This is a genomic window from Salinisphaera sp. RV14 (assembly GCF_052044135.1).
Lineage (GTDB): Bacteria > Pseudomonadota > Gammaproteobacteria > Nevskiales > Salinisphaeraceae > Salinisphaera.
The window spans coordinates 385,490-406,710 of sequence record NZ_JBQDYF010000001.1; the positions used below are offsets into that span (position 1 = coordinate 385,490).

Below are 21,221 nucleotides of genomic sequence, written 5' to 3' on the forward strand. Positions count from 1 at the left end.
GATACGCTATTGGGGCGGCGCGGCCTCGGCCGCGAGCCGGCCGCGGATGGCCTGCAGACCGGCCAGCCAGAACAGGGGCACGGCCTCGATGAAGATGCGGTGCTCGGCGATGCGCCCGACCACGATGCCGACCAGGATCAGCGGCACGGCCAGACCGAGGATCGCCGCCCGCAGGCGGCGATCGATACAGCGCCACCACAGCACGACCACCAGCCAGCAGCCGCCCACGAATCGGACCGGCTCGGTCAGCAGATAAGCCGGATGCGACAGCAGCCGCAGGTTTTCCGTGATGTGCAGCTCGTACTGGGTGTCGCCGAGCGCGGCGTGCGGATTCGGCTGGTTGGAGAAAAGCCAGTGCAGGGGCCACTCGACGGCGGCATACAATGCCAGCATCAGCCCGAGCAGCGCGGCGAACCGGGTCATCGGCAGCCGCCCGGCGAGCATCAACGCGGCCATGGGGATGACGAACAGCGTGGTCTCGCGATTGACGGTCGCCAGCGCGAACAGGATCGCGAATCCGCCCAGGCGCCGCCATTCCGGGCGATCGCCCCAGTCGGCCACCGCCAGCAGCAGGGCCAGGGTGAAGGCCGCGGCCGGCAGGTCGTAGGGGTAATAGAACAGCGTGCGCGCGCTCCAGTTGCCCAGGTCGAGGGTGCCGCCGTCGAGCGAAATCAGCGGCCAGACCCGCAGATCGGGCATGAGCACCACGATCGCCAGCGGCAGGACAATCGAGAGTGCGAGCAGGCGCTTGAGCGCTTCGGTTTCGGCGATGCCGAAACGTTCGACCGCGCGGTAGGCCAGCATGATCAGCGCCATCCAGGCCACCACTTCCAGCAGGCCGAATACCAGATGCGGTCCGAGCGGCGCCAGATGCTCGATGGCAGCCGCCAGGGCCGGGATCAACACCCGGTGCTGGAACGGCTCCACGGCGGTGAAATGCGTCATGCGGGCGAAACTGGTCAGGCGGTACGGTGCGGTGATCGATAGCTGGACTGCGGTGCAGAACAGCGACACGAGCAGCGCGGCAGCCCACCAGACACCGCGCTCGAAGCGGTTGGCGGAGGAATGTGAGATCGATGCCAAGTGGTCTGTCCCCGGGCAAATCCAAGCAGCGGCCCTACGGCCGGGCGACGTCTGCGCGCTCCCCGAGCCGGCGCCTCGCGATCCGACGGGCGCGGTGTCGCTTCGAGGAGTCGACGGTCTGCCGCCAGTTTGGCACGTTGCGGCACCGATTCGATGGGTGCTGGCGGTAGACTGGGGGTTTCCCCTTGTTTCGGGCATTCAACATGAACGTTTCATCGCGCTCGCCGTTTCGTATCGTGCTGTTGGCCACCGGCGGCACCATAGAGAAAAGCTATGACGCCACTGCCGGCGCGCTCACGCTGGACAGACCGGTTATCGAGACACTGCTCGCGCATCTCGACCAGCCCGACGTGCGGATCGAGGTCCGGCGTGTGATGTCGATCGACTCACTGGCGATGGGCGAGGCCGAGCGCGCCGAGGTCGTGGCCGCGGCACGCGACTGCCTGGCGGCCGATGACGCGGATGCCATCGTGATCACCCACGGCACCGATACGCTGGCGCGTACGGCCGAGGCGCTTGCCGAAGCCCTGGACGGCCCCGGTTGCCCGATCGTGCTCACCGGCGCGATGCGACCGTATCGCGTGGCCGACAGCGATGCCGCCCAGAACGTGGCCCAGGCCGTCATGGCCGCACGCCTGGTCGTGCCCGGCGTGTATGCCGCGTTCCATGGCCGCGTGATCCCGGCCGGGCGCATCGTCAAGGACTACGAGCGGCTGACGCTGGTCGAAGCCGAGACTTGAAAAAAGTCGATCGCGCGCAAGGTTCTGAGGGTCAACACTTCAATGGCCGCGCCATGACGCGTGGCCGACTAGAGGATCCCTGCCAATGCAATATCGCGATCTGACCGACAACATCTGTGTCATCACCGGCGCCTCCAGCGGCATCGGTGAAGCCACGGCGCGGGCGCTGGTCGCCGAAGGCGCCCAGGTCATCCTCGTCGCGCGCAGCGCCGACAAAATCGAAAAACTCGCCGACGAACTCGGCGCCAAGGCGAGTGCCATGCCCACCGATGTCGGTGATGCCGAGGCCGTGGCCCGGCTGTTCGAGCGCATCAAGGCCGACTACGGCGCGGTGGATCTGATGTTCAACAACGCCGGCGTCGGCTACAACGACCCGTTCGCCGAGTCCAGGCCCGAGGAATGGAAGAAGCAGATCGACGCCAATCTGTACGGCGTTCTCAACTGCACCCAGGCCGCGATCCCGCTGATGAAGGGGCGCGAGGCGCCGATGATCTCGACTGTTTCCAGCGTGGGTGGCCGCTTCGGCGTGCCCGGCTGGTCGGTCTACTGCGCGACCAAGTTTGCCGTGGTCGGTTTCCACGACACCCTGCGCAAGGAGCTGGGTGGCGACGGTATCCGCGTATCGCTGATCGAACCCGGCGCGGTCTATACCAACTGGGGCTTCAATGTGAGCGAGGACGCCATGCAGGAGCGCCGCGACAAGGTCGATGCGCTGCACCCCGAGGACATCGCCAGTTCGCTGGTCTATGCCTTCGCCCAGCCCGGCCACGTCAATGCCCAGGAAATCCTGGTGATGCCGACCAAGCAGGTCTCGCCGTAAGCCAGGGCATTAGCGCTTGAATCAAACCGGCCGTCGGCGAGGCGGCCGGTTTTTTGTCTCGCGTGGGCTGGCCCGTAACCGGCGCGATGCGGCAACAGTACGCGCCCGGACGTGCCCCGGGCCGGCGTCTCTTCACGCGCCGGGGCCGGGCATGGGATGCTTGGCCCATGCAGAGCGCGCCACGTATTCAACGGTTACCGCCGAACACCCGGGGCGAGGATTACATCGTCGGCGATATCCACGGCTATTTCCCGGTACTGGAAGCCGCGCTGTCGCATCTTGGCTTCGATATCCATCGCGATCGCTTGCTGTCGGTGGGCGATCTCGTCGACCGCGGGCCGGAAAGCCACCGCGCGGCGGACTTTCTGCGTCAACCCTGGTTCTTCGCGGTACGCGGCAACCACGAACAGATGATGCTGGATGCCGTGGGTGTGGGCGGCGACGCGGCCGACCGGGCGGCGCGCGCGCTCTGGTACCAGAACGGCGGGCACTGGTTCGAAAGCCTGGAAGAAAACCGGGCCCGCCCATTGCTTGCGGCGCTGGCCGCGCTGCCGTACGCGCTGGCCGTGGAACTGGCCGATGGCCGGCAGATCGGACTGCTCCATGCCGATGTGCCGGCGGCGAGCTGGCCGGCCACCACCGCCGCCATCGCCGATGCCGCCGCCGGGTCGTCGATACTGCAGCACGCCCTGTGGAGCCGCGATCGGGCAGGCAAGGTTGTGGGCAGGGTCGAGGGACGGCGCCCGCGTGGCGAGATCGATGTCGCCGGCATAGATCGCGTGTTCTTCGGCCATACGCCGATGCCGTCGGCCGTGGCCTGCGGCAATACCCGCTGGCTCGATACCGGCGTGTTCCTGCCGCGGGGCCGGCTGTCGATCGCGGCCGCCTCCGATGACAGCCTGTGGTCGTTCGCGGCAGGCGATGCGCAAGACATCAGGCACGAATGGCGCGTGCCCGGCTGAGCGGGATACCTCGCCGAATGGTTTCGGTGCGGGGCCCGGTCGTTTGGCGCCTGTGATCGAGACGGTCCAGGCGCGCGGCGGAATCGGCCGATGGCGGCGCGCGCCGTTCAGTGGTGCGCCGTGACCAGGCGGTCACGCCCCGCGCCCAGGCCGGCGGCAATCGCCGCCAGTCCGATCAGCCCGACCAGCACGCCGACCGCCGACCAACTGCCGAAGAACTGGTGAATCAGGCCCACCGCGAGCGGGCCCAGCGCGGCCAGTACATAACCCACGCCCTGGGCCATGCCCGACAGTTCGGCGGCGGTTTCGGCATTCGGTGCCCGCAACGCGAGCAGCGTCAGCGCCATGCTGAAGGTGCCGCCCTGACCGAGCCCAAGCACGACCACCCAGAACCAGATGCCGCCGATCGGGGCATACAGACAGCCGCCCAGGCCGATCAATGTGATGAGCATGACGGTGGTGAGCACGGCGCGCTGATCACGCATGCGAGCGCCGATCGCCGGCGCGATGATCGCGCTGGCCAGCTGCACCAGAATCGACACCGACAGTGCGAGCCCGGCCGACACGGCGGCCATGCCACGATCCGACAGAATCGTCGGCAGCCAGCCGAACACGGTATAGGCCAGCGAACTCTGCAGCCCCATGAACGCCGTGATCTGCCAGGCCAGCGGATCGCGATGCACGCGGCGCGGCCCGCCCGACGGCGCGGCCGGCTTGCGCACGGTGTGCATCTGCGCGATCCAGGCCACGGCCGCGATCACGGCCAGCACCAGCCAGAACGCCAGCGCCGGGCGCCAGGCGCCGGAAAACAGGAGCCGCAACGGCTCGGTCGCGCCGGCCGCCAGCGATGCCCCCAGACAAAGCGACATGGTGTACAGGCCCGTCATCACGCTGACGTTATCCGGGAAATCGCGCTTGACCAGCCCGGGCAGCAGCACACCCAGCACACCGATGCAGCCGCCGGCGAGTGCGGTGCCGACGAACATCCCGGCCTCGCCACTGTAGGGCCGCACCAGAATGGCCAGCGCCAGTACGATAAGCACTACGAGCACGGCGCGCTCGGGCCCCGCACGGCGTGCCAGACGCGGGGCCAGCGGAGCCGCCAGCCCGAGGCAGAGCACGGGCAGGGTGGTGAGCAGCCCCTGGCCGGCCGAGGCCAGGCCCAGATCGTGGCCGATACGCGTGAGCACCGGCGATACGCTGGTCAGCGCCGGGCGCAGGTTCAGGGCGACCAGCAGCAGGCCGGCCAGGGTCAGCAGCCGGCGCGCGGCCGGCTCGGAGGCAGAGCGTGAATCGGTCATGGGCGCCAGCGTGAATGGGCGAGCGGGCTATTCTGCGGTCGACGGTAGGTTAATGCACCCATGCGATGCCGCGTCAGGTGGCAGCGCGCGGGTCATGAATACACCAGGCCCCGAGGCCAGAGCCGCGATCCGGGCGATCTCGCGTGGCGCGCCCGCGGCCCTTTATATTCATCCGATGAATATTCGCGACGTCGATCTCAATCTGCTCGTGATGCTGGATGCGCTGCTGCGCGAACGCAGTGTCACGCGGGCGGCGGAGGCCATGAACATCACCCAGCCGGCCATGAGCAACGCGCTCAAGCGTCTGCGCAAGCTGCTGGGCGATCCGATCCTGGTACGCACGGCCGGCGGCATGCAGCCCACGGCCCGCGCCGAGCAGTTGCAGCGCCCGGTGCGCAACGCGCTCGCTCAGATGGAAGCCGCGATCGCGCCCAATCGCGCGTTCGAGCCGGCCACCGCCGAGCGCCTGTTCACCATCCTGATCACGGACTATGCGGCCTCGGTGCTCATGCCGCATGTGGTCGCGGTGCTGGAAACCGAGGCGCCCGGCATCGCGCTCAACATCCTGTCGGCCTCGGGCGACGCCATCGGCCAGATCGAGCGCGGCGAGGCCGATGTCCTGGTCAATCAGTTCGGCCAGTTGCCCGCCAATTTTCACCACCAGCGGCTGTGGCGGGACCGGCTGGCCTGCCTGATTCGCAGCGATCATCCGGCGCTGACGGCCGCCGGCGGCGAGCTCACGCTGGAGGCCTTTCTGGCCCAGCGGCATATTCTGATCACCCAGACCGGCATCGGCCTATCGCGTCTGGACGAGGTGCTGGCCGATCGCGGCCTGGCGCGCGAGATCAGCGTGCTCACCCGGCACTACCAATTGCCGCGTCAGTTGGTCGCCGAAAGCCATATGATCGCGACCCTGCCGGCGCGCATCGCGCGTTACCAGGCGCGGCATCTCGGCCTTGCCGTGCTCGACCCGCCAGTCGAACTGCCCGAGTTCCAGGTCGGCATCGCCTGGGGTGCGCTCGATCATCACGACCCGGCGCATCGCTGGCTGCGCGAGCGCATCGTGCGCATCGCGCGCGAAACCCTCGATTGATGCGCCGAGCGCGCGATGCTTGCACGAGCCTGTGACCACGCCTCGCGTATCGCGACGCCTTCGCCACCGAAGCCAGCCGGCGCATGATCCGGTGCATCCCGCAGCAACGGCTCGGCAAGCCGGAGGGTCTGAGCGGCGCGCGGTTGCTGCTGGCCCACCATCGCGGTCGACGGTGGTCATCGCCAGTCGTCGCTGCGAACGTGGCCGGCGATCGGCGGCCGTTTCAGGAATGCACGATCAGCGTGTCGCCGTTCTGGGTCACCTGCAGCTGGGTCGGCGCCAGCGCGCGCGACAGGGCCGCGGCAATCGACAGGTGGCCGGATACCGCAGCCACGTGGATCGAGCCGGTGTCGGCCAGATCGGTCTTGATGAAGCAGCCGGTGGTGCGCGCCAGCGAATGGGCCGTGTCGTCGAATCCCTGCGCCGGCACATCGATGTTGCGCAGTCGGTTGCAAGGTGACACCTCGGGCGAGGAAGAGGAAATCGAACTATCGGACTGGCAGCCCGCAAGCGCGGCGATGAGCAGGATCGGGGCCAGAATGAGGGGGCGACGCATCGATCTTCTTTCGCGTGGTTTGATAACAGAGGGCGACAACTACTCTACGATCATATACCTGTGTTTCCTAAGTGAAAAGTCGACGCTTGACGGATGGGCGCGACAGTGTGTCCGCCGCGTTAAAAAAACGTCGAATCAGGCGTGATAACAGTCGCCGGTCGACAGGCCCGGGCCCGGGCCGTAAATTGTGCCGCCCGGCGCCGGTTCGGCGCGCGTGCGATGGCACCGCCTTCGGGATGACCTCATGAACGACACCGACCAACGCCTGGCCTCACGTGTCCTGCCGGTGTGTATCGGCTTGGTCCTGCTGCTGGCCGGCCTGGCCCTGCTCGCCGGTGGCATCAAGCTTGTCATGGTCGGCGGCTCGGCGTACTACGCCAGCGCCGGAGCAGCGTTCGCGCTCGACGGGGTGCTGTTCATCGCCGCGCGTTCATCCGCGCTCGGCTTGTACGGCCTGATCCTGATGGCTTCGGCCGTGTGGTCGGTCTACGAGGCCGGCTTTTTTGGCTGGGCGCTGGTGCCGCGGCTGGCGCTATGGGCGGTGATCGGCGCGATCCTGCTGTTGCCGTGGATTCGCCGGCCGCTGGCCGCGCGTCGGCGGCGAGCCGGTAATGGTCTGGCCACCCCGACTCTGGCGGTCGCGGTGCTGGCGGTGTTCGGGCTCGCCGTCGGCAGCCAGTTCACGCCCGACCCCGGCCGCCTCACCGGTCGGATCCCGGCCCATCGCGATCATCCGGTGAAACCGGCATACGCCGCCGGGGCGGATTGGCCGTCCTATGGCGGCACCGATGCCGGTACGCATTACTCGCGGCTCGATCAGATCAATACGAAAAACGTCGGCCGGCTCAAGGTGGCCTGGAAGATCCGGACCGGGGATCGGCCCGGGGATCGGCCCGGGGCGCACGATGCGGCCGGGGGCAGCGACGAGAACACGCCGCTCAAGGTCAATCACACGCTCTACGTCTGCACGCCGCACAGCAAGCTGCTGGCACTCGATCCCGAAACCGGCCGCATCCGCTGGCGCTACAACACGCAGTTCAGCCCGCAGGGCGCGAAAAATTCCCCGGGCCGGGCCCGCATGACCTGCCGCGGCGTGGCGTATCAGGCCGCCAGCGAGCCGAAACAAGACGGGGCCGCCGGCGTCAAGCCGGTCGCGGACAGGAACAACACCCAGAACGCGCCGGCGGCACAGGCCTGTCCGCGCCGGATATTCCTGCCAACCGCGGATGCGCGCCTGATCGCGATCAATGCCGATACCGGCCAGCGCTGCGCGAATTTCGGCCACGACGGCCAGATCGATCTGGCCCGACACCAGCGTCCGCTCAAGCCGGGCGGCTATTATTCGACCTCGCCGCCCGTGGTGGCCGACGGTCTGGTGATCGTCGGCGGCCGCGTCATCGACAATAGCGCGACCGACGAGCCCGCGGGCGTGGTGCGCGCCTATGACGCCAGGACGGGCAAGCAGGTGTGGCGCTGGGACGCCGGCAACCCGACCGGGGCGAACCCGCACGACACGCGCAACGCGCCGAACGTCGGAGCACCGATGAGCGTCGACCTCAAGCGCGGCTTGTTGTACCTGCCAGTCGGCAATGCCAGGCCCGGTCAGTTCGGCGGCCAGCGCTCGGCCGCGGACAAAAAATACAGTGCGTCGCTGGTCGCGCTGCATGTCAAAACCGGGCAGGTGGCCTGGCACCGGCAGCTGACCCATCACGATCTCTGGAACCTGGGCCCGCCGGCCCAGCCGGTGCTGACCGATATGGCCACCCGCCACCACGGCATGCAGCCGGTGGTGATCCAGCCGACCAAGCAGGGGCAGCTGTATGTGTTCAATCGGGTGACCGGCAAGCCGGTGGTGCCGATCCACGAGCGGCCCGCGCCGCAGGGCGCCGTGGCGGGTGTGCATACCGCGCCGACCCAGCCGCATTCGGCGTTGAGCCTCGTGCCGCGTCGGCTCACCGGTGCCGACATGTGGGGCGTCACGCCGTTCGATCAACTGGCGTGCCGCATCCGGTTTCACGCGCTGCGCTACGACGGCCCGTTCACGCCGCCGTCGCGCAGGGGCTCAATTTCGTATCCCGGCAACCCCGGCGTCATGAACTGGGGCGGCGTGGCTGTCGATCCGGCGGATCAGAGTCTGTTCGTCGCGCCCACGTACCTCGCCTCCGTGCGCCGGTTGGTGCCGCGTGAGCAGGCGAAACGAAAGGAAAAGGCCGGTTCCGGTAACGGGGGGCCGCAGCCGAATACGGGCGCGCCGTATGCCGTGAAGACCGGGCCGTTCATATCGCCACTCGGTCTGCCCTGTCAGGCACCGTCCTGGGGCGACGTGGCCGGTATCGATCTGCAGAAGCGCCGGATCGCCTGGCGCCATGCCAGCGGGGCCGCGCGCGATCGCCCCCGGATCCTGTCGCTACCGCTGCCGGTGGACGTACCGGCGCTCGGCGGGCCGATCGCCACCGCCGGCGGCGTGGCCTTCGAAACGGGCGCGCTGGACGATTACGTGCGCGCCTACGCCATGGCGACCGGCCGACAGCTCTGGCGGGCGCGACTCCCGGCCGGCGGCGATGCCACGCCGATGACCTATGAAGCCGGGGGGCGGCAGTATCTGCTGGTGACGGCTGGTGGCCACGGCACGTCCGGCACGACAGCGGGTGACTATGTGATCGCCTACAGGCTGGCGACGAAGGGCTGAGTGCGGGCCCGTTGCCGTTTCAGGCGCTGGCGAAGCGCGCGAAAAGATGGCCGGAATACGGCGATAACAGGGTGGCCCGGTGCCCGCGACCCGGCAGTACAACGGCCCTTGGTCGGGCCGCGGGGCTACTTGTCGATGCCCCGTGCCGATGGCTCCGGCCGGGTGAAGACAAACACCGCCATGGCCGCCAGCATGGCGCCGACCAGAGCGATCACGCCGCGATGCTCGATGGTGCACCAGAGCAGGATCCAACTGGTCGCCATCAGCGCCACCGCGAGCCACTTGGCGCGGCGCGGGATCGCGCGTTCATCTTCCCAGGCCACCAGCGCAGGCCCGAAGTGCGGATGTGAACGCAGCCGGCGCCGCAGCTCGGGCGAGGATTTGCCGGCCGCCCAGGCCGCGACCAGAACAAAGGGCGTGGTGGGCAGGCCGGGCAATACCACGCCGATGGCGCCAAGGCCAATGCAGGCGAAGGCCAGAGCGCGCAAAAGCCACCGCAATACACGTGATCGGATGACGCCGGATTCTGCCATGCGGCGATGATCGCAGATCGATGGTTCGGCGGCGACCGTTGTACACACCATCTGTGGATAACCCTGTTCGCAACACCCGGCGAAGTGCGCGGAATCCACAGCCCGCGGGCGTCGGGACGGCCTCTGGTCAGATTCTGACCAACGGGCGCGGCCCGGTCTCGTGTGTACGCCCTGGTCGGCCGCCTCGTCTATCATGCAGGGCGAATAAAGACTGCCCCTACGATGATCCCAACCAAGGCCCGGCGGCTGGGCGTGCCGATGCTGATCTTCGCGGCCGGCATGGCCAGCGCGGCCGTGCGGCTGCTGATGCTGGCGCTGATCGGCCTGCCGTTCGTGCCGTTCGGCATCGAGCATGCATTTCAGTCTCTGACCCGATAGCGCCCGTGCCTGACATTACACACAGTCTCTGTGGACAACCCTGTGCGCGATCCGTGACGAACCGCTGCGATCGGCCGCGGCGCGGGCGCCCGCGGCGTATTGCGCAGAAACTGACCAGGCGTGTCCGGGCGTCGTCGTGAGCCCACGCGAGGGCGAACGCCTCGGCATCGAGCCGGGCACGATCGAGATCGACCGGCACGCACCGCGCGCGCCGGCCTACGACGATGTCTACTTTTCGGTCGACGATGGCCTGGCCGAATCGCGTCATGTATTCATCGAGGGCAATGATCTGCCGGCACGCTGGGCGCACTGGCGGCAGCCCCGTCCGTTCGTGATTGGCGAGACGGGCTTCGGCACCGGGCGCAACGTCATGCTGGCATGGCGGCTGTTTCGTGACCTGGCACCGGCCACCGCGCGCTTGCATATCGTGTCGATCGAGCGTCATCCGCTGACCGCCGGCGATCTGCGCGCACTCTGGCGCGGGCATCCGGCGCTGGCGGCTGATGCCGCGCGGATCGCGGACCAGTGGCCGGCGCTCGTGCGCGGCACCCACCGGCTGCATCTCGATGACCGCGTCACGCTGGATCTGGTTTTCGACGATGTCGAGGCCGCGCTATCCGGCCTGGACGGGCTTGCCGATGCATGGTTTCTGGACGGCTTCGCGCCGGCCCGCAATCCGGCGATGTGGCGCGCGGCCGTGTTTCGCGGCCTGGCCGCGGCCAGCCGGCCCGGTGCGACCTTCGCCAGCTATAGCTGTGCGCGGGTTGTGCGCGAGCATGCCGCGGCGGCCGGCTTCGCCTGGCAGAAGATGCCGGGCGCCGGACACAAGCGCGAGATGCTGCGCGGGCAGCGCACGGCCCGCATGCCGGCCGCGCCGGCACGCCAGCGCCGGCCGTGGTTCGAACCGCCGCCGGCGTCCGCCCCGGGCCCGGTGGCCGTGATCGGCGCCGGCATCGCCGGCACCACGGTGGCCGACGCGTTGGCGCGGCGGGGCCTGCATTGCGATCTCTACGACCCGGCGGGCGTCGCCGGTGGCGCGTCGGGCCATGCCCGGGCGGCATTGCATGTCCGTCCCGCGGCGAATGGCGACGCGCGTACGCGCTTCCAGCTCGCCGCGCTCGATTATCTCGGGCGCTGGCTGGCCGATCTGGACGGCGCGCGCACGCTCTGGTCCGACGTCGGTTTGTTGCAGCTGGCGCGCGATCCGGAGGCGCGGGCCCGGCAGCAGCGCTGTCTCGACCGACTCGACCTGCCGGGTTCGCTGGTCCGCTGGGTGGGGCGAGAGACGGCGCAACGCCTCGCCGGCACGGCGCTGGCCGCCGGCGTGCACGGCGGGCTGTATTACCCGAACGCGGGTTGGGTACGGCCGGATCGATTGTGCCGGCGGCTGGTCGAGTGCAGCGGGGCGGCGCTCCATCGCGTGGCTGTCACCGGCCTCGAGCCGGTTCCCGCGGGTTGGCGGCTGACATCCGCCGATGGCAAGCGGGCGCAATACGCCCAGGTGGTACTGGCCTGTGCCGGTGCCGCCAGCGCGCTGTGTCGCGACCTCCCGCCGCTGCCCTCGGTGCGCGGCCAGGTCAGCGTGTTCGGCCTGCCGCCGGAATCGGCGTCCCCGAATTGCGTGCTCTGTGGGCGCGGCTATGCCCTGCCGCCGGTCGACGGCCGGCTCCACGTCGGCGCCAGCTTCCGGCGCGACGCGGTCGACGCAGCACCGCGCGCCGCCGAGGATGACGCCAACCGCGCCATGCTGGCCGAGATCGCCCCGGATCTGGCCGCCCGGCTCGGTCCGCCGCTGGCCGCGCGGGTCGCCTTTCGCTGCACCGGCCACGATCGACTGCCGTATGTCGGGCCGGTGCCCGACGCCGCGGCCTGGCGCCGCGACTACGCCGAACTGGCGCTCGATGCCCGGCGTATCGCCGCGGTCCCGGGCGCGCATCGCCGCGGGCTGTGGGCAAGCCTCGCGCATGGCGCGCATGGCATGGTGAGTGCGCCGCTCAGCGCCGAAGTGCTGGCCTCGCGGCTGTGCGACGAGCCAATGCCGCGTGCTGCGACCGAAGTCGATGCGCTGCATCCGGGGCGCTGGCTGATTCGCGAACTGATTCGCGGGCGTTGACCGATGGCTGTTGATTTTCCCGGCCGACATGGCCTAACCTCATTCCCGCTATGTGTGATTTCACTATCGAACCCGTACTCACCGCCGTCGCCGCAGCGACAGCGTGCGTTCGCGTGGAACCGCAATCGAACATGTTTTACGGGTATTGGTTTAGCCGCACAGGCGCCTGAACCGATACGGACAGGCGCCCGGATTCGGGAGCCTGACCCGGCGTTTGCCAAAACCCCCGGTCGGATCTCCCGGCCGGGGGTTTTTTCTTGCCGCGAATGCGGCATCAATGCAACGCAAGGATGACCACGATGTTCAGCACCCAGCCGTTTTACCGGGGCAGCGCGTACGGGCCGTTTGCGGCCGCTCAGACAGCCACCACGCAAGCCATCAGCGCGTTGTCCGCGCTGTGCCACCAGGGAGCCGACCATGTCCCGGCAACACGCCACTGCTTGTAATCTCGACGCCCAGGCCACGCCCGCGATCGCGCCCACGCTCGTCGCCACGCCCGCCGAGCTGTCCGAGAAACTGCCGATCGCCCCCATGCTGGCGGCCCGCATCGGGCATCAACGGGATCTGATCCGCGATATTCTCGCCGGCCGTGACGACCGCCTGCTGATCGTCGCCGGCCCGTGCTCGCTGCACGACCGAGCGTCGGCGCTCGACTATGGCGCCCGGCTGGCCGAACTGGCCGCCGAATGCGCCGACGATGCCGTGCTGGTAATGCGCGCCTACGTCGAGAAACCGCGCACGACCGTGGGCTGGAAAGGCCTGCTGCACGACCCGCATCTCGACGGCAGCAACGACATCGGCGCCGGTCTCGCCGCCGCCCGTGGCCTGCTGATCGAGTTGGCCGAGCTGGGCCTGCCGGTCGCCACCGAGCTGCTCACCCCGATCGCGGCCGATTATCTGTCGGATGTGTTGTCCTGGGCCGCGATCGGGGCGCGCACCACCGAATCGCAGACCCATCGCGAGCGCGCCAGCGCGCTCGATCTGCCGGTCGGTTTCAAGAACGGCACCGACGGTGCGATCGGCACCGCGATCGACGCCATCGCCGCGGCGTCGCATCCCCAGCACTATCTCGGCACCGATCGCCACGGCCGGCCGGCGGCGATTGCCACGCCCGGCAATCCGGATGCGCACCTGATCCTGCGCGGCGGCCGCGGCGGGGCCAATCACGACGTCGAAAGCGTGGCCCGGGCGCGCGGCGCGCTGGCGGCACTGGGCTGTCCCGAGCGCCTGATTGTCGATTGCAGTCATGCCAACAGCGGCAAGGTCGCGGCCCGTCAGGCCGAGGTCATGGTCGAACTGGGCGCGCGTCGAAGGGCGGGCGAGCAGGCGATCGCCGGCGTCATGCTCGAAAGCCATATCGAGCACGGCAAGCAGGCCCTCGGCGGCGATCTCGCCTACGGCGTGTCGATCACCGACGAATGCCTGGGCTGGCAGGCCACGGCCGAGGCGATACGCGCCGCCTGTGATCGCTGACCCGCGAAACCAACCGCTGGATCGCGGCCGGTCACTGGCCGGCCGCGAGCGGGCATGTGGCCAGCTGTGTAATGTCCGTTCGCGGCATGAATTGCGTGTCTTCAGTCGCGGTCGCGTGCACAGGCGTCGGTCAACAGGCCGCGTGCCTCGTCGTAGGATAATCCGCTGATGCCCGAGGCGCTCATCGAACGCGACAGGGAATGCGCTACGCCGAAGGCCGAGGCCCGGCGATAGAACGACAGCCGCGATTCATACACCGGCAGGATGTCGTCCACCGTCTCGGCCTCGCCCAGGCGGCGTTCGAAAGCGGCGCGCCTGGCCGCCAGCCAGGCCATGAAGTGCGCGTCGGCGGCAACGGTTGCGGCCAGTTCCAGCGTCCAGGTCATGTCGGGTTGCAGCACGCAGGTGCCGATGAAACGCCCGGCCACCGTCTCGCCGAGCATGTCGGGTGGCGTGATGCCGAGCCAGAAACGCTCGGGCTGGCGGTACAGATAATAGGTCTTGCCGACCACCGGCTTGAAGCGGAATTCGGATTCGAGCACGAACAGCGACGTAAACAGCTCGGTGGCGACCTGATCGATGTGCTTGGGCGCGGCAGCCGCCAGACCGCCACGGGCTTCGTCGAGCGTGGCGAGAACCGGCGACACGCCCTTGCCGTCGGGATTCGGATTCGTCATGCGCGCGATTAGCGAGCGAATGGTCGGACGTCAGTGTAAGCCCCGGCGGCCGTCCCCGCGAAGCGGCGAGTCGGCACGCAACATGCGACAATTCGTGCTTTATACAGGTTCGAGCGAGCGATTCATGGCGGAAAAGCGTTACGAAGTCGTGGTGATCGGCACCGGCCCGTCCGGCGAAAGTGCGGCCCTGAACGCGGTCAAGCACGGGCGATCGGTCGCGGTGGTCGAGCGTCTGGCGGATGTGGGCGGCAATTGCACGCACCGCGGCACCATTCCCTCGAAGGCGTTGCGCGAAGCGGTCAAGCAGCTGCTGTCGGTGCAGTCCTCGCGCATGCTCTACGATTTGCGCACCCCGGACGCGCCCCTGTCGTGGCTGCTCGAACGGCTGCATCGCGTGGTCGGCCAGCAGATCCAGATGCGTTCGAGCTTCTATGCCCGCAACGGCGTGGAGGTTCTGGCCGGCCATGCCCGGTTCGTCGACGCGCATCGCCTGCAGGTAACCCGCAGCAACGGCCAGGTCGATACGCTGGTCTTCGATCAGGCCGTAATCGCCACCGGATCGCGACCGTACGAGCCGCCGGATGTGGATTTCTCACATCCGCGCGTATTCAATTCCGACACCATTCTCGACCCCGGTTTTACGCCGCGCTCGCTGATCATCTACGGCGCGGGCGTGATCGGCAGCGAATATGCCTCGATCTTCTCGGGTATCGGTGTTCGCGTGCAGCTCATCAACAGCCGCGAACGACTGCTCGAGTTCCTCGACGACGAGATCAGCGATGCCTTGTCGTATCACCTGCGGCTGACCTACGGCGTGCTGATCCGGCACAATGAGGAATACGATCGCATCGCGCCCGACGACGACGGCGTGACGCTGCATCTGAAATCGGGTAAGAAAGTGCGCGCCGATGCGCTGCTCTGGGCCAACGGCCGTACCGGCAACACCGACGACATGGGGCTGGATCAGCTGGGCATCGAGCCGAACCAGCGCGGCCAGGTCGCGGTCGACGAGCGTTATCGCACAAAATTCCCGCACATCCATGCCGTGGGCGATGCCATCGGTACGCCGAGCCTGGCCAGTGCCGCCTATGGCCAGGGGCGGGCCGCCAGCGCCGATGCCATTGGCGTGCCGGGATTTCGCTATGTCGACGACGTGCCGACCGGCATCTATACCATTCCCGAGATCAGCTCACTCGGCCCCACCGAGCGCGAGCTCACCGAATCGCGCCGGCCTTACGAAGTCGGCCAGGCGCTGTTCCAGGAAACCGCGCGCGCCCAGATCACCGGCGACACGGTCGGCATGCTCAAGCTGCTGTTCGACCCGGTCACGCACGAAATCCTCGGGATTCATTGCTTCGGCGACCAGGCCTCGGAAATCGTGCATATCGGCCAGGCCATCATGAGCCAGCAAGGGGCCGGCAACAGCATCGACTACTTCGTGAACACCACCTTCAACTATCCAACCATGGCCGAGGCGTATCGCACCGCGGCGCTGGATGGTCTGAATCGGATCGATGGTGTGTTCACCGAACCGGCCCAAAAACTGGCCGACCCGACGCCCGCCGATGCGATGGCGCCGGCGCAGGATGCCACTGGCGATGCCGAACGAGTCGAGCCTGTCGAGTCATCCGCAGCGCGGGATGCTAAGCGCGCCTGAAAACAGCGCCACGCCCGCAGCCGTTCGTGCCCCTGGTTTTGCTGCCGCAGTCAATGGGGCCGCTCGGCCTGCAGCGCAGGCGGTAACAGCCCGGTCGCGCAATAGCGATAAAGCGTTACTGGCTGCCCGTTGGCTGCCAACGCCATGTGATGGGCGTCGGGCACGGAAACGGTTTCGTTGGCGCCGCTGCCGGCCGTGTTGCCGGCACAGCTGTCGTCGAGATGAAAGATCATGCCCTGCTGGCTCACCAGCGTTGCCCGACAGCCATTCTGGCCCGGGCGGGCGATACCGGTGCCGGTAAAAAACACCGTGTTGGTGCGCTGAGCCGCGTCGCATGCGGTTTTTACCGCCACGTAGGCGCCGGGCGTCAGCGGCAGGGCATCGGCGGAGTCGGCGCGCCGGCAATAACCGCCGCCCCCGGGTACGATCAGCAGACAATCGCTGAGGTCGGCCAGTGCCGGATTGCCGGTTTCGCTGCCGCGGCCGGGCCGGATCGCAAGCGTCTTGCCCAGGCGCTGGAAATACAGGCGGCCACCGGCCGCTGTGGCCTGGTAGTGCGTGCTCACGCCCTGCCGGTTGCGGCGATTGATCTCGAAATGGCCGTCGGCGCGCGGCATGATCGTGAGCGCGGCCGCGCCCGGGCCCTGCCAACGGCCGACCCATTGGGCCGGGTCGGCGGGTGCGGTGGCCGATTTCGCCGGTTTTTGCTTTACCCCGCGCGAGGCCGGCGGCGCCTGCGTCGCGCAGCCGGCGCTCGCCAGCGCGGCGAAAATAGCCAGGCCGAGGGCCGGCCGATACAACGGAAATGCGGAGAAAACCAACGACGAACGGAAGCGCATGAGCCTGGCGGACGATCAGAATGCGCTTAATCTATCAGCGCGGGAATATCTCGTGGCGTTCAATGCCCGATCTCCTGCGGCCGGGTGGTATCCGCGGTGTGGCGTAGCCGCCAGCCCAACAGCACCGCGGCCACACTGAGCCCCGCGATCAGCCCGATCCAGTAGCCGTAGACGCCGAGCCCGGCAAACACGCCCGGCCAGCCTTCACCCAGGATATAGCCGGTACCGAGTCCCACGCCCCAATAGGCAAACACGGTGACCGCCATGATGATGCGCGTGTCCTTGTAGCCGCGCAGCGCCCCGGCGATCGAAACCTGGGCGGCGTCCGAGAACTGATAGATCGCGGCCACCAGCAGCAGGTTGATCGCCAGCGCCTGTACGGCGGGTTCGTCGGTATAAAGGCGTACGGCATATGGCCCGCCGAAGATCAGGATGGCATCGATCAGCACGGCGACGATCAGCGCGCAGAGCACGCCGTTCCAGGCCACGAAGCGCGCATGGCGGTACTTGCCGCGCCCGCGTGCCTGACCGATGCGCACGGTCAGCGCCATGCCGAGCGACAGCGGCAGCATGAACAATACCGAACTGAAGTTGAGCGCCACCGTATGGGCGGAGATCACCACTTCGCCGTAACCGGCGAGAAACAGTGCGATCGCGGTGAACAACGACACCTCGGCAAAGATCGCGACGCCGACCGGAAAGCCGATGCGAAGCTGCTCGCGGATCAGCGACGGCGACGGCGCCGACCACGCCGGCCCGGTCCGTGAGGCGGTATAGACCGCCGCGCGCCGGGTGTAGACGAACAGCGCCAGTGCCATCAACGCCATCGACACCGCCGTGGCGATACCACAGCCCGCCGCGCCGAGCGCCGGCAGGCCGGCGAGCCAGCCGGGCAGAGCCGGGCCAAACACGTCGGCGAGCCCCGGGCCGCCGAACATCAACACGCCATCGGCGACGATATTCACGGCCAGCCCGGCGACGGCGAAGATGAGCGAGGCGCGGGTGTGGCCGATGCCGTCGGAGAAAAAACGCAGGGTCTCGTAGATCGCGATCGCCGGCAGGCCGAAGGCGACCGCGTCGAGATAGATCGTGGCCAGGGCGGCGATATCCGCCGGCACCTGCATCAGGGCGAAGATTCGCGGGCCGGCATAGACAACGGCCAGCGCGCTTGCCAGGCCCAGCACGAGCGCGACCCACAGCGCCTGCTGCACCGCCGGGCGGATCAGGTCCGGGCGGCGTGCGCCTGCATGCTGCGCCACGATCGGCGTCAGCCCCATGAGTGTGCCCACCATGAACACCACCAGTGGAATCCAGACGCTCGAGCCGACCGATACCGCGGCCAGCGTGGTCGCATCGACATGGCCGGCCATGGCGACATCGACCGTACCCATGCCGATCTGTGCCAGCTGCGCGCCCAGAATGGGCAGCGCCAGGCGCGCCAGGCGACCGGCTTCGATGCGGGACAATCGGGCGCGACGGTAAAAGGACATGGCAACGACTACGAAGGCCGGGGCATCGCCGGCAACCGCGGGGCCGCCATCTTGCGCGATCGGCCGGCGTTCGTCGATCGAACGCGCCGGGCCGCGTCGCCGGAATCGGTCGGGCTGAACATTCGGCGTGTAATGGGGTATGTTGTAGGGCTGGCATTGTGCCAAAAGCATCTCGGCCCGGCCGGGCGACGCGCGTCGCTGGCGCCGCGCTCCCGGAACAGGGGACGATGCGAGGACAGCGGCGATGATCGCCATCGCCCGCTGGACGTGGCGGGCCCGGGAGCCAACGCGCCGAGGCGCGACCCGGGCCAGCCACCGTCTTTCGATTGAACCGGGCTTGAAACGCCCCGCACAGAGCGAACGTGACAGTGGACACCCTGGACTGCGATTTCCTGGTGCTGGGCAGCGGCGCGGCCGGCCTTTACGCGGCCTGGCAGGCGGCTGCACTCGGGCGTGTGGTCCTGGTCACCGACGGCGCGCTGGCCTCGGGCAGCAGCTACTGGGCCCAGGGCGGCATTGCGGCGGTCACGACCGACGACGATGCGCTGGAAGCCCATGTCGCCGATACGCTGGCCGCCGGGCGCGGCCTGTGCGACCGTGCGGCCGTGGAGATCCTGGTGGCCGAGGGCGCGGCCGTGGTACGCGCGCTGATCGCCGCCGGCATGCCGTTCGACACCGACGCCGACGGTCGCCTGCGACGCGGCCTGGAAGGCGGGCATTCGCATCACCGCATCCTGCACGCGCTGGGCGTACAGACCGGCAAGGCGCTGGTCGATTTCCTGATCGCGCGTATCCGTGAGTGCGACACCATTACGGTGGTCGAGCACGGCTTCGCCCATCGGCTGCTGCGCGATGCCGACGGTCGCTGCGCGGGCGCGCGGATCCACCGACAGGACGTGGACGGCGAACTCAGGGTGCGGGCGCCGGCGACCCTTCTCGCTACCGGCGGTTATTCCGCGCTGTTCGAGCGCACCACCAACCCGGCCGGCGCGCTCGGCGTGGGTGTGGGCCTGGCGCGCGCGGCCGGCGCGCGCCAGGCCGACCTGGAGTTCGTCCAGTTTCATCCGACCGCGTTCCACGAAGCCAGCGGGCGGACGTTTCTGATCAGCGAAGCGCTGCGCGGGGCCGGGGCGACGCTGGTCAACGCCGCCGGCGAGCGCTTTCTGGCGGATGCGCCGGGTGCCGAACTGGCGCCGCGCGATGTCGTGGCCAGCGCCATCACGGCCGAGATCGCGCGCCAGGACGTGCCCTACGTCGGACTGGATCTGCGCCATCTCGATCCGGCGATGCTGGAACAGTCCTTCGGCTTCATCATGGCGGCGATCGCCGAGCGTGGTATCGACTGGCGACGCGAGCCGGTGCCGGTCGCGCCCGCGGCCCACTACTGCATCGGCGGCGTGGCCACCGATCACCACGGCGCGACCGATGTGCCCGGCCTGTATGCCGCTGGCGAGGTCGCGGCCACCGGCGTGCACGGCGCCAATCGTCTGGCCAGCAATTCGTTGCTGGAATGCCTGGTGTTCGCGCAGCGTGCCGTGGCCCACGCCGCCGAGCGCGCTGCGCCGCGACCCGGCCGGGTCGACAACGGGCCGATATGGCGGGTCGAGCCGGGGCACGCTGACGCATTCGCCACGCGGCGCCGCGATCTGGGTGCGTTGATGATGCGCCACGTCGGGATCGAGCGGGATCGCGCCGGGCTGGAGGCCGCGCTCGCTGCCATCGAAACGGCCCGGGCCGCGCCGCTGTCGGCATCCCCGGATCGGGCCGACGACTATTTCGCCTTCCTCGATCGCCATGTTCATGCGCTGGCCGACGCCATCGCCCGGGCCGCACTGGCCCGCGAGACCAGTGTCGGCGTACATTGCCGGCGCGATACGCGCCCCGCCGTGCATCGCGATCGGCCCGTATTCGTATCGGTAAAGTAATGAATCAGCCCGCCGCCCCTATCCAATCCAAGATCGAATCCACGATCGACCCGGCCCGCATCGACCGCTGGCTGGCCGAGGATGTGCACACCGGCGACGTCACCACCGACGCCGTGCTCGATGCGGGCGCGCCGGTTGCCGCGCGCTGGGTGGCCAAGGCCGAGGGCGTGATCGCGGGGCTGGCCGAGGCCGAGGCCGTGTTCCGGCGGCTCGATCCGGATCTGGACTGGCGCCCGGTGGTGGCCGAGGGCGACGCTGTGACCGCCGGGACCGAACTGGTCGCCTTCGAAGGCGCCGGGCGGGCGGTGCTCACCGGTGAGCGCACCGCGCTCAACATCGCCCAGCGCATGTCCGGCATTGCCACCGCCACCCGGGGTTACGTCGACCGGGTCGCCGGCCATCGCGCGCGTATTCTCGATACCCGCAAGACGGTGCCCGGGCTGCGCGATCTGGACAAGAAGGCCGTGGCCATCGGCGGCGGCGTCAATCATCGCGCCGGGCTGTACGATCTGGCCATGATCAAGGACAACCACATCGCCGCCGCCGGCGGCATCACCGCGGCAGTGGCGGCGGTACGGGCCTACGCGCCGGCCATCGGCATCGAGGTCGAGACCACCACGCTGGATGAACTCGACGAGGCCCTGGCCGCGGGCGTCGACCTGATCATGCTGGACAACATGACGCCCGACACCATGGCCGCCGCGGTCGAGCGCACCGCAGGGCGGGCGCGGCTTGAGGCGTCCGGCAATGTCGGGCGCGACAATATCGCCAGCATTGCCGCCACCGGCGTGGATTTCATCTCGATCGGCGCGCTCACCCATTCGGTGATCGCTTTCGATATCAGCCAGCGCGTCGATCGCATTCAGTCATAATCCGGCCTCATGCGAGGCCG

17 protein-coding genes and 1 pseudogene are annotated in these 21,221 nt (G+C 68.6%); 11 read left to right on the forward strand and 7 right to left on the reverse strand.

Annotated features, from left to right (window positions below; all coding sequences use genetic code 11):
• Positions 1-6 precede the first annotated feature (6 nt).
• Entirely contained in the window at positions 7-1,083 is a 1,077-nt protein-coding gene (locus ACS8Y6_RS01755) for a hypothetical protein (RefSeq protein WP_440854873.1), read from the reverse strand.
• A gap of 203 nt (positions 1,084-1,286) precedes the next feature.
• Between ACS8Y6_RS01755 and ACS8Y6_RS01760 the strand changes: the two genes are divergently transcribed.
• From ACS8Y6_RS01760 to ACS8Y6_RS01770, 3 genes are all read left to right on the forward strand, one after another.
• On the forward strand, positions 1,287-1,823 hold the full coding sequence (locus ACS8Y6_RS01760; protein ID WP_440854874.1) for an asparaginase domain-containing protein: 537 nt from the start codon (positions 1,287-1,289) through the stop codon (positions 1,821-1,823).
• Between the two features lie 85 nt (positions 1,824-1,908).
• The gene (locus tag ACS8Y6_RS01765) at positions 1,909-2,643 is read left to right on the forward strand and encodes an SDR family oxidoreductase (protein WP_440851471.1); all 735 of its coding nucleotides are present in this window, start codon (positions 1,909-1,911) and stop codon (positions 2,641-2,643) included.
• A gap of 167 nt (positions 2,644-2,810) precedes the next feature.
• The gene (locus tag ACS8Y6_RS01770) at positions 2,811-3,605 is read left to right on the forward strand and encodes a metallophosphoesterase (protein WP_440851472.1); all 795 of its coding nucleotides are present in this window, start codon (positions 2,811-2,813) and stop codon (positions 3,603-3,605) included.
• A gap of 107 nt (positions 3,606-3,712) precedes the next feature.
• On the opposite strand, the gene ACS8Y6_RS01775 is transcribed toward ACS8Y6_RS01770, so the two are convergent.
• On the reverse strand, positions 3,713-4,906 hold the full coding sequence (locus ACS8Y6_RS01775) for a CynX/NimT family MFS transporter (protein ID WP_440851473.1): 1,194 nt from the start codon (positions 4,904-4,906) through the stop codon (positions 3,713-3,715).
• A gap of 94 nt (positions 4,907-5,000) precedes the next feature.
• On the opposite strand from ACS8Y6_RS01775, the gene ACS8Y6_RS01780 reads away from it, so the two are divergent.
• Positions 5,001-5,999 (forward strand): LysR family transcriptional regulator, encoded by a 999-nt coding sequence (locus tag ACS8Y6_RS01780; protein WP_440851474.1) that lies wholly within the window; start codon positions 5,001-5,003, stop codon positions 5,997-5,999.
• Positions 6,000-6,222: 223 nt separating this feature from the next.
• On the opposite strand, the gene ACS8Y6_RS01785 is transcribed toward ACS8Y6_RS01780, so the two are convergent.
• Positions 6,223-6,555 (reverse strand): hypothetical protein, encoded by a 333-nt coding sequence (locus tag ACS8Y6_RS01785; protein WP_440851475.1) that lies wholly within the window; start codon positions 6,553-6,555, stop codon positions 6,223-6,225.
• Positions 6,556-6,799: 244 nt separating this feature from the next.
• Between ACS8Y6_RS01785 and ACS8Y6_RS01790 the strand changes: the two genes are divergently transcribed.
• Complete coding sequence (locus ACS8Y6_RS01790) at positions 6,800-9,244, forward strand: membrane-bound PQQ-dependent dehydrogenase, glucose/quinate/shikimate family (protein WP_440854875.1); 2,445 nt, start codon at positions 6,800-6,802, stop codon at positions 9,242-9,244.
• 125 nt (positions 9,245-9,369) lie between these two features.
• On the opposite strand, the gene ACS8Y6_RS01795 is transcribed toward ACS8Y6_RS01790, so the two are convergent.
• Positions 9,370-9,777: a YbaN family protein gene (locus ACS8Y6_RS01795; protein ID WP_440851477.1), complete on the reverse strand. Its 408-nt coding sequence runs from the start codon at positions 9,775-9,777 to the stop codon at positions 9,370-9,372.
• A gap of 222 nt (positions 9,778-9,999) precedes the next feature.
• On the opposite strand from ACS8Y6_RS01795, the gene ACS8Y6_RS01800 reads away from it, so the two are divergent.
• The 3 genes from ACS8Y6_RS01800 (at position 10,000) to ACS8Y6_RS01810 (ending at position 13,741) form a co-directional block, all read left to right on the forward strand.
• A complete protein-coding gene (locus ACS8Y6_RS01800) occupies positions 10,000-10,155 on the forward strand; it encodes a hypothetical protein (protein ID WP_440851478.1) in 156 nt (51 codons plus the stop codon).
• Between the two features lie 136 nt (positions 10,156-10,291).
• On the forward strand, positions 10,292-12,268 hold the full coding sequence (mnmC, locus tag ACS8Y6_RS01805) for a bifunctional tRNA (5-methylaminomethyl-2-thiouridine)(34)-methyltransferase MnmD/FAD-dependent 5-carboxymethylaminomethyl-2-thiouridine(34) oxidoreductase MnmC (RefSeq protein ID WP_440854876.1): 1,977 nt from the start codon (positions 10,292-10,294) through the stop codon (positions 12,266-12,268).
• 417 nt (positions 12,269-12,685) lie between these two features.
• Complete coding sequence (locus ACS8Y6_RS01810) at positions 12,686-13,741, forward strand: 3-deoxy-7-phosphoheptulonate synthase (protein WP_440854877.1); 1,056 nt, start codon at positions 12,686-12,688, stop codon at positions 13,739-13,741.
• Positions 13,742-13,842: 101 nt separating this feature from the next.
• Here the strand turns inward: ACS8Y6_RS01810 and ACS8Y6_RS01815 are convergent, their stop codons facing one another.
• Positions 13,843-14,418, reverse strand: coding sequence for a DUF2452 domain-containing protein (locus ACS8Y6_RS01815; RefSeq protein WP_440851561.1), 576 nt, complete (start codon positions 14,416-14,418; stop codon positions 13,843-13,845).
• Positions 14,419-14,542: 124 nt separating this feature from the next.
• On the opposite strand from ACS8Y6_RS01815, the pseudogene sthA reads away from it, so the two are divergent.
• Positions 14,543-15,931 (forward strand): annotated as a pseudogene (gene sthA / locus ACS8Y6_RS01820) (Si-specific NAD(P)(+) transhydrogenase); the annotation flags it as partial.
• Between the two features lie 194 nt (positions 15,932-16,125).
• On the opposite strand, the gene ACS8Y6_RS01825 reads toward sthA, so the two are convergent.
• Positions 16,126-16,914: a hypothetical protein gene (locus ACS8Y6_RS01825; RefSeq protein WP_440851560.1), complete on the reverse strand. Its 789-nt coding sequence runs from the start codon at positions 16,912-16,914 to the stop codon at positions 16,126-16,128.
• Between the two features lie 59 nt (positions 16,915-16,973).
• Positions 16,974-18,404 carry an MATE family efflux transporter gene (locus tag ACS8Y6_RS01830; RefSeq protein ID WP_440851559.1) on the reverse strand — a complete coding sequence of 477 codons (1,431 nt, stop codon included), beginning with the start codon at positions 18,402-18,404 and terminating at the stop codon, positions 16,974-16,976.
• A 362-nt stretch (positions 18,405-18,766) separates the two neighbouring features.
• Between ACS8Y6_RS01830 and nadB the strand changes: the two genes are divergently transcribed.
• Positions 18,767-20,329 carry an L-aspartate oxidase gene (gene nadB, locus ACS8Y6_RS01835; protein WP_440854878.1) on the forward strand — a complete coding sequence of 521 codons (1,563 nt, stop codon included), beginning with the start codon at positions 18,767-18,769 and terminating at the stop codon, positions 20,327-20,329.
• The gene (gene nadC / locus ACS8Y6_RS01840) at positions 20,329-21,201 is read left to right on the forward strand and encodes a carboxylating nicotinate-nucleotide diphosphorylase (RefSeq protein WP_440854879.1); all 873 of its coding nucleotides are present in this window, start codon (positions 20,329-20,331) and stop codon (positions 21,199-21,201) included. Before nadB ends, nadC begins: the two co-directional genes overlap by 1 nt.
• Positions 21,202-21,221 lie beyond the last annotated feature (20 nt).

Coding starts and splice junctions, on each gene's coding strand:
- ACS8Y6_RS01785 (WP_440851475.1), bottom strand. CDS start 6,555: ATGCGTCGCCCCCTCATTCTGGCCCCGATCCTGCTCATCGCCGCGCTT.
- ACS8Y6_RS01765 (WP_440851471.1), top strand. CDS start 1,909: ATGCAATATCGCGATCTGACCGACAACATCTGTGTCATCACCGGCGCC.
- ACS8Y6_RS01795 (WP_440851477.1), bottom strand. CDS start 9,777: ATGGCAGAATCCGGCGTCATCCGATCACGTGTATTGCGGTGGCTTTTG.
- ACS8Y6_RS01760 (WP_440854874.1), top strand. CDS start 1,287: ATGAACGTTTCATCGCGCTCGCCGTTTCGTATCGTGCTGTTGGCCACC.
- ACS8Y6_RS01830 (WP_440851559.1), bottom strand. CDS start 18,404: ATGTCCTTTTACCGTCGCGCCCGATTGTCCCGCATCGAAGCCGGTCGC.
- ACS8Y6_RS01770 (WP_440851472.1), top strand. CDS start 2,811: ATGCAGAGCGCGCCACGTATTCAACGGTTACCGCCGAACACCCGGGGC.
- ACS8Y6_RS01825 (WP_440851560.1), bottom strand. CDS start 16,914: ATGCGCTTCCGTTCGTCGTTGGTTTTCTCCGCATTTCCGTTGTATCGG.
- ACS8Y6_RS01810 (WP_440854877.1), top strand. CDS start 12,686: ATGTCCCGGCAACACGCCACTGCTTGTAATCTCGACGCCCAGGCCACG.
- ACS8Y6_RS01780 (WP_440851474.1), top strand. CDS start 5,001: ATGAATACACCAGGCCCCGAGGCCAGAGCCGCGATCCGGGCGATCTCG.
- ACS8Y6_RS01815 (WP_440851561.1), bottom strand. CDS start 14,418: ATGACGAATCCGAATCCCGACGGCAAGGGCGTGTCGCCGGTTCTCGCC.
- ACS8Y6_RS01775 (WP_440851473.1), bottom strand. CDS start 4,906: ATGACCGATTCACGCTCTGCCTCCGAGCCGGCCGCGCGCCGGCTGCTG.
- nadC (WP_440854879.1), top strand. CDS start 20,329: ATGAATCAGCCCGCCGCCCCTATCCAATCCAAGATCGAATCCACGATC.
- ACS8Y6_RS01790 (WP_440854875.1), top strand. CDS start 6,800: ATGAACGACACCGACCAACGCCTGGCCTCACGTGTCCTGCCGGTGTGT.
- ACS8Y6_RS01800 (WP_440851478.1), top strand. CDS start 10,000: ATGATCCCAACCAAGGCCCGGCGGCTGGGCGTGCCGATGCTGATCTTC.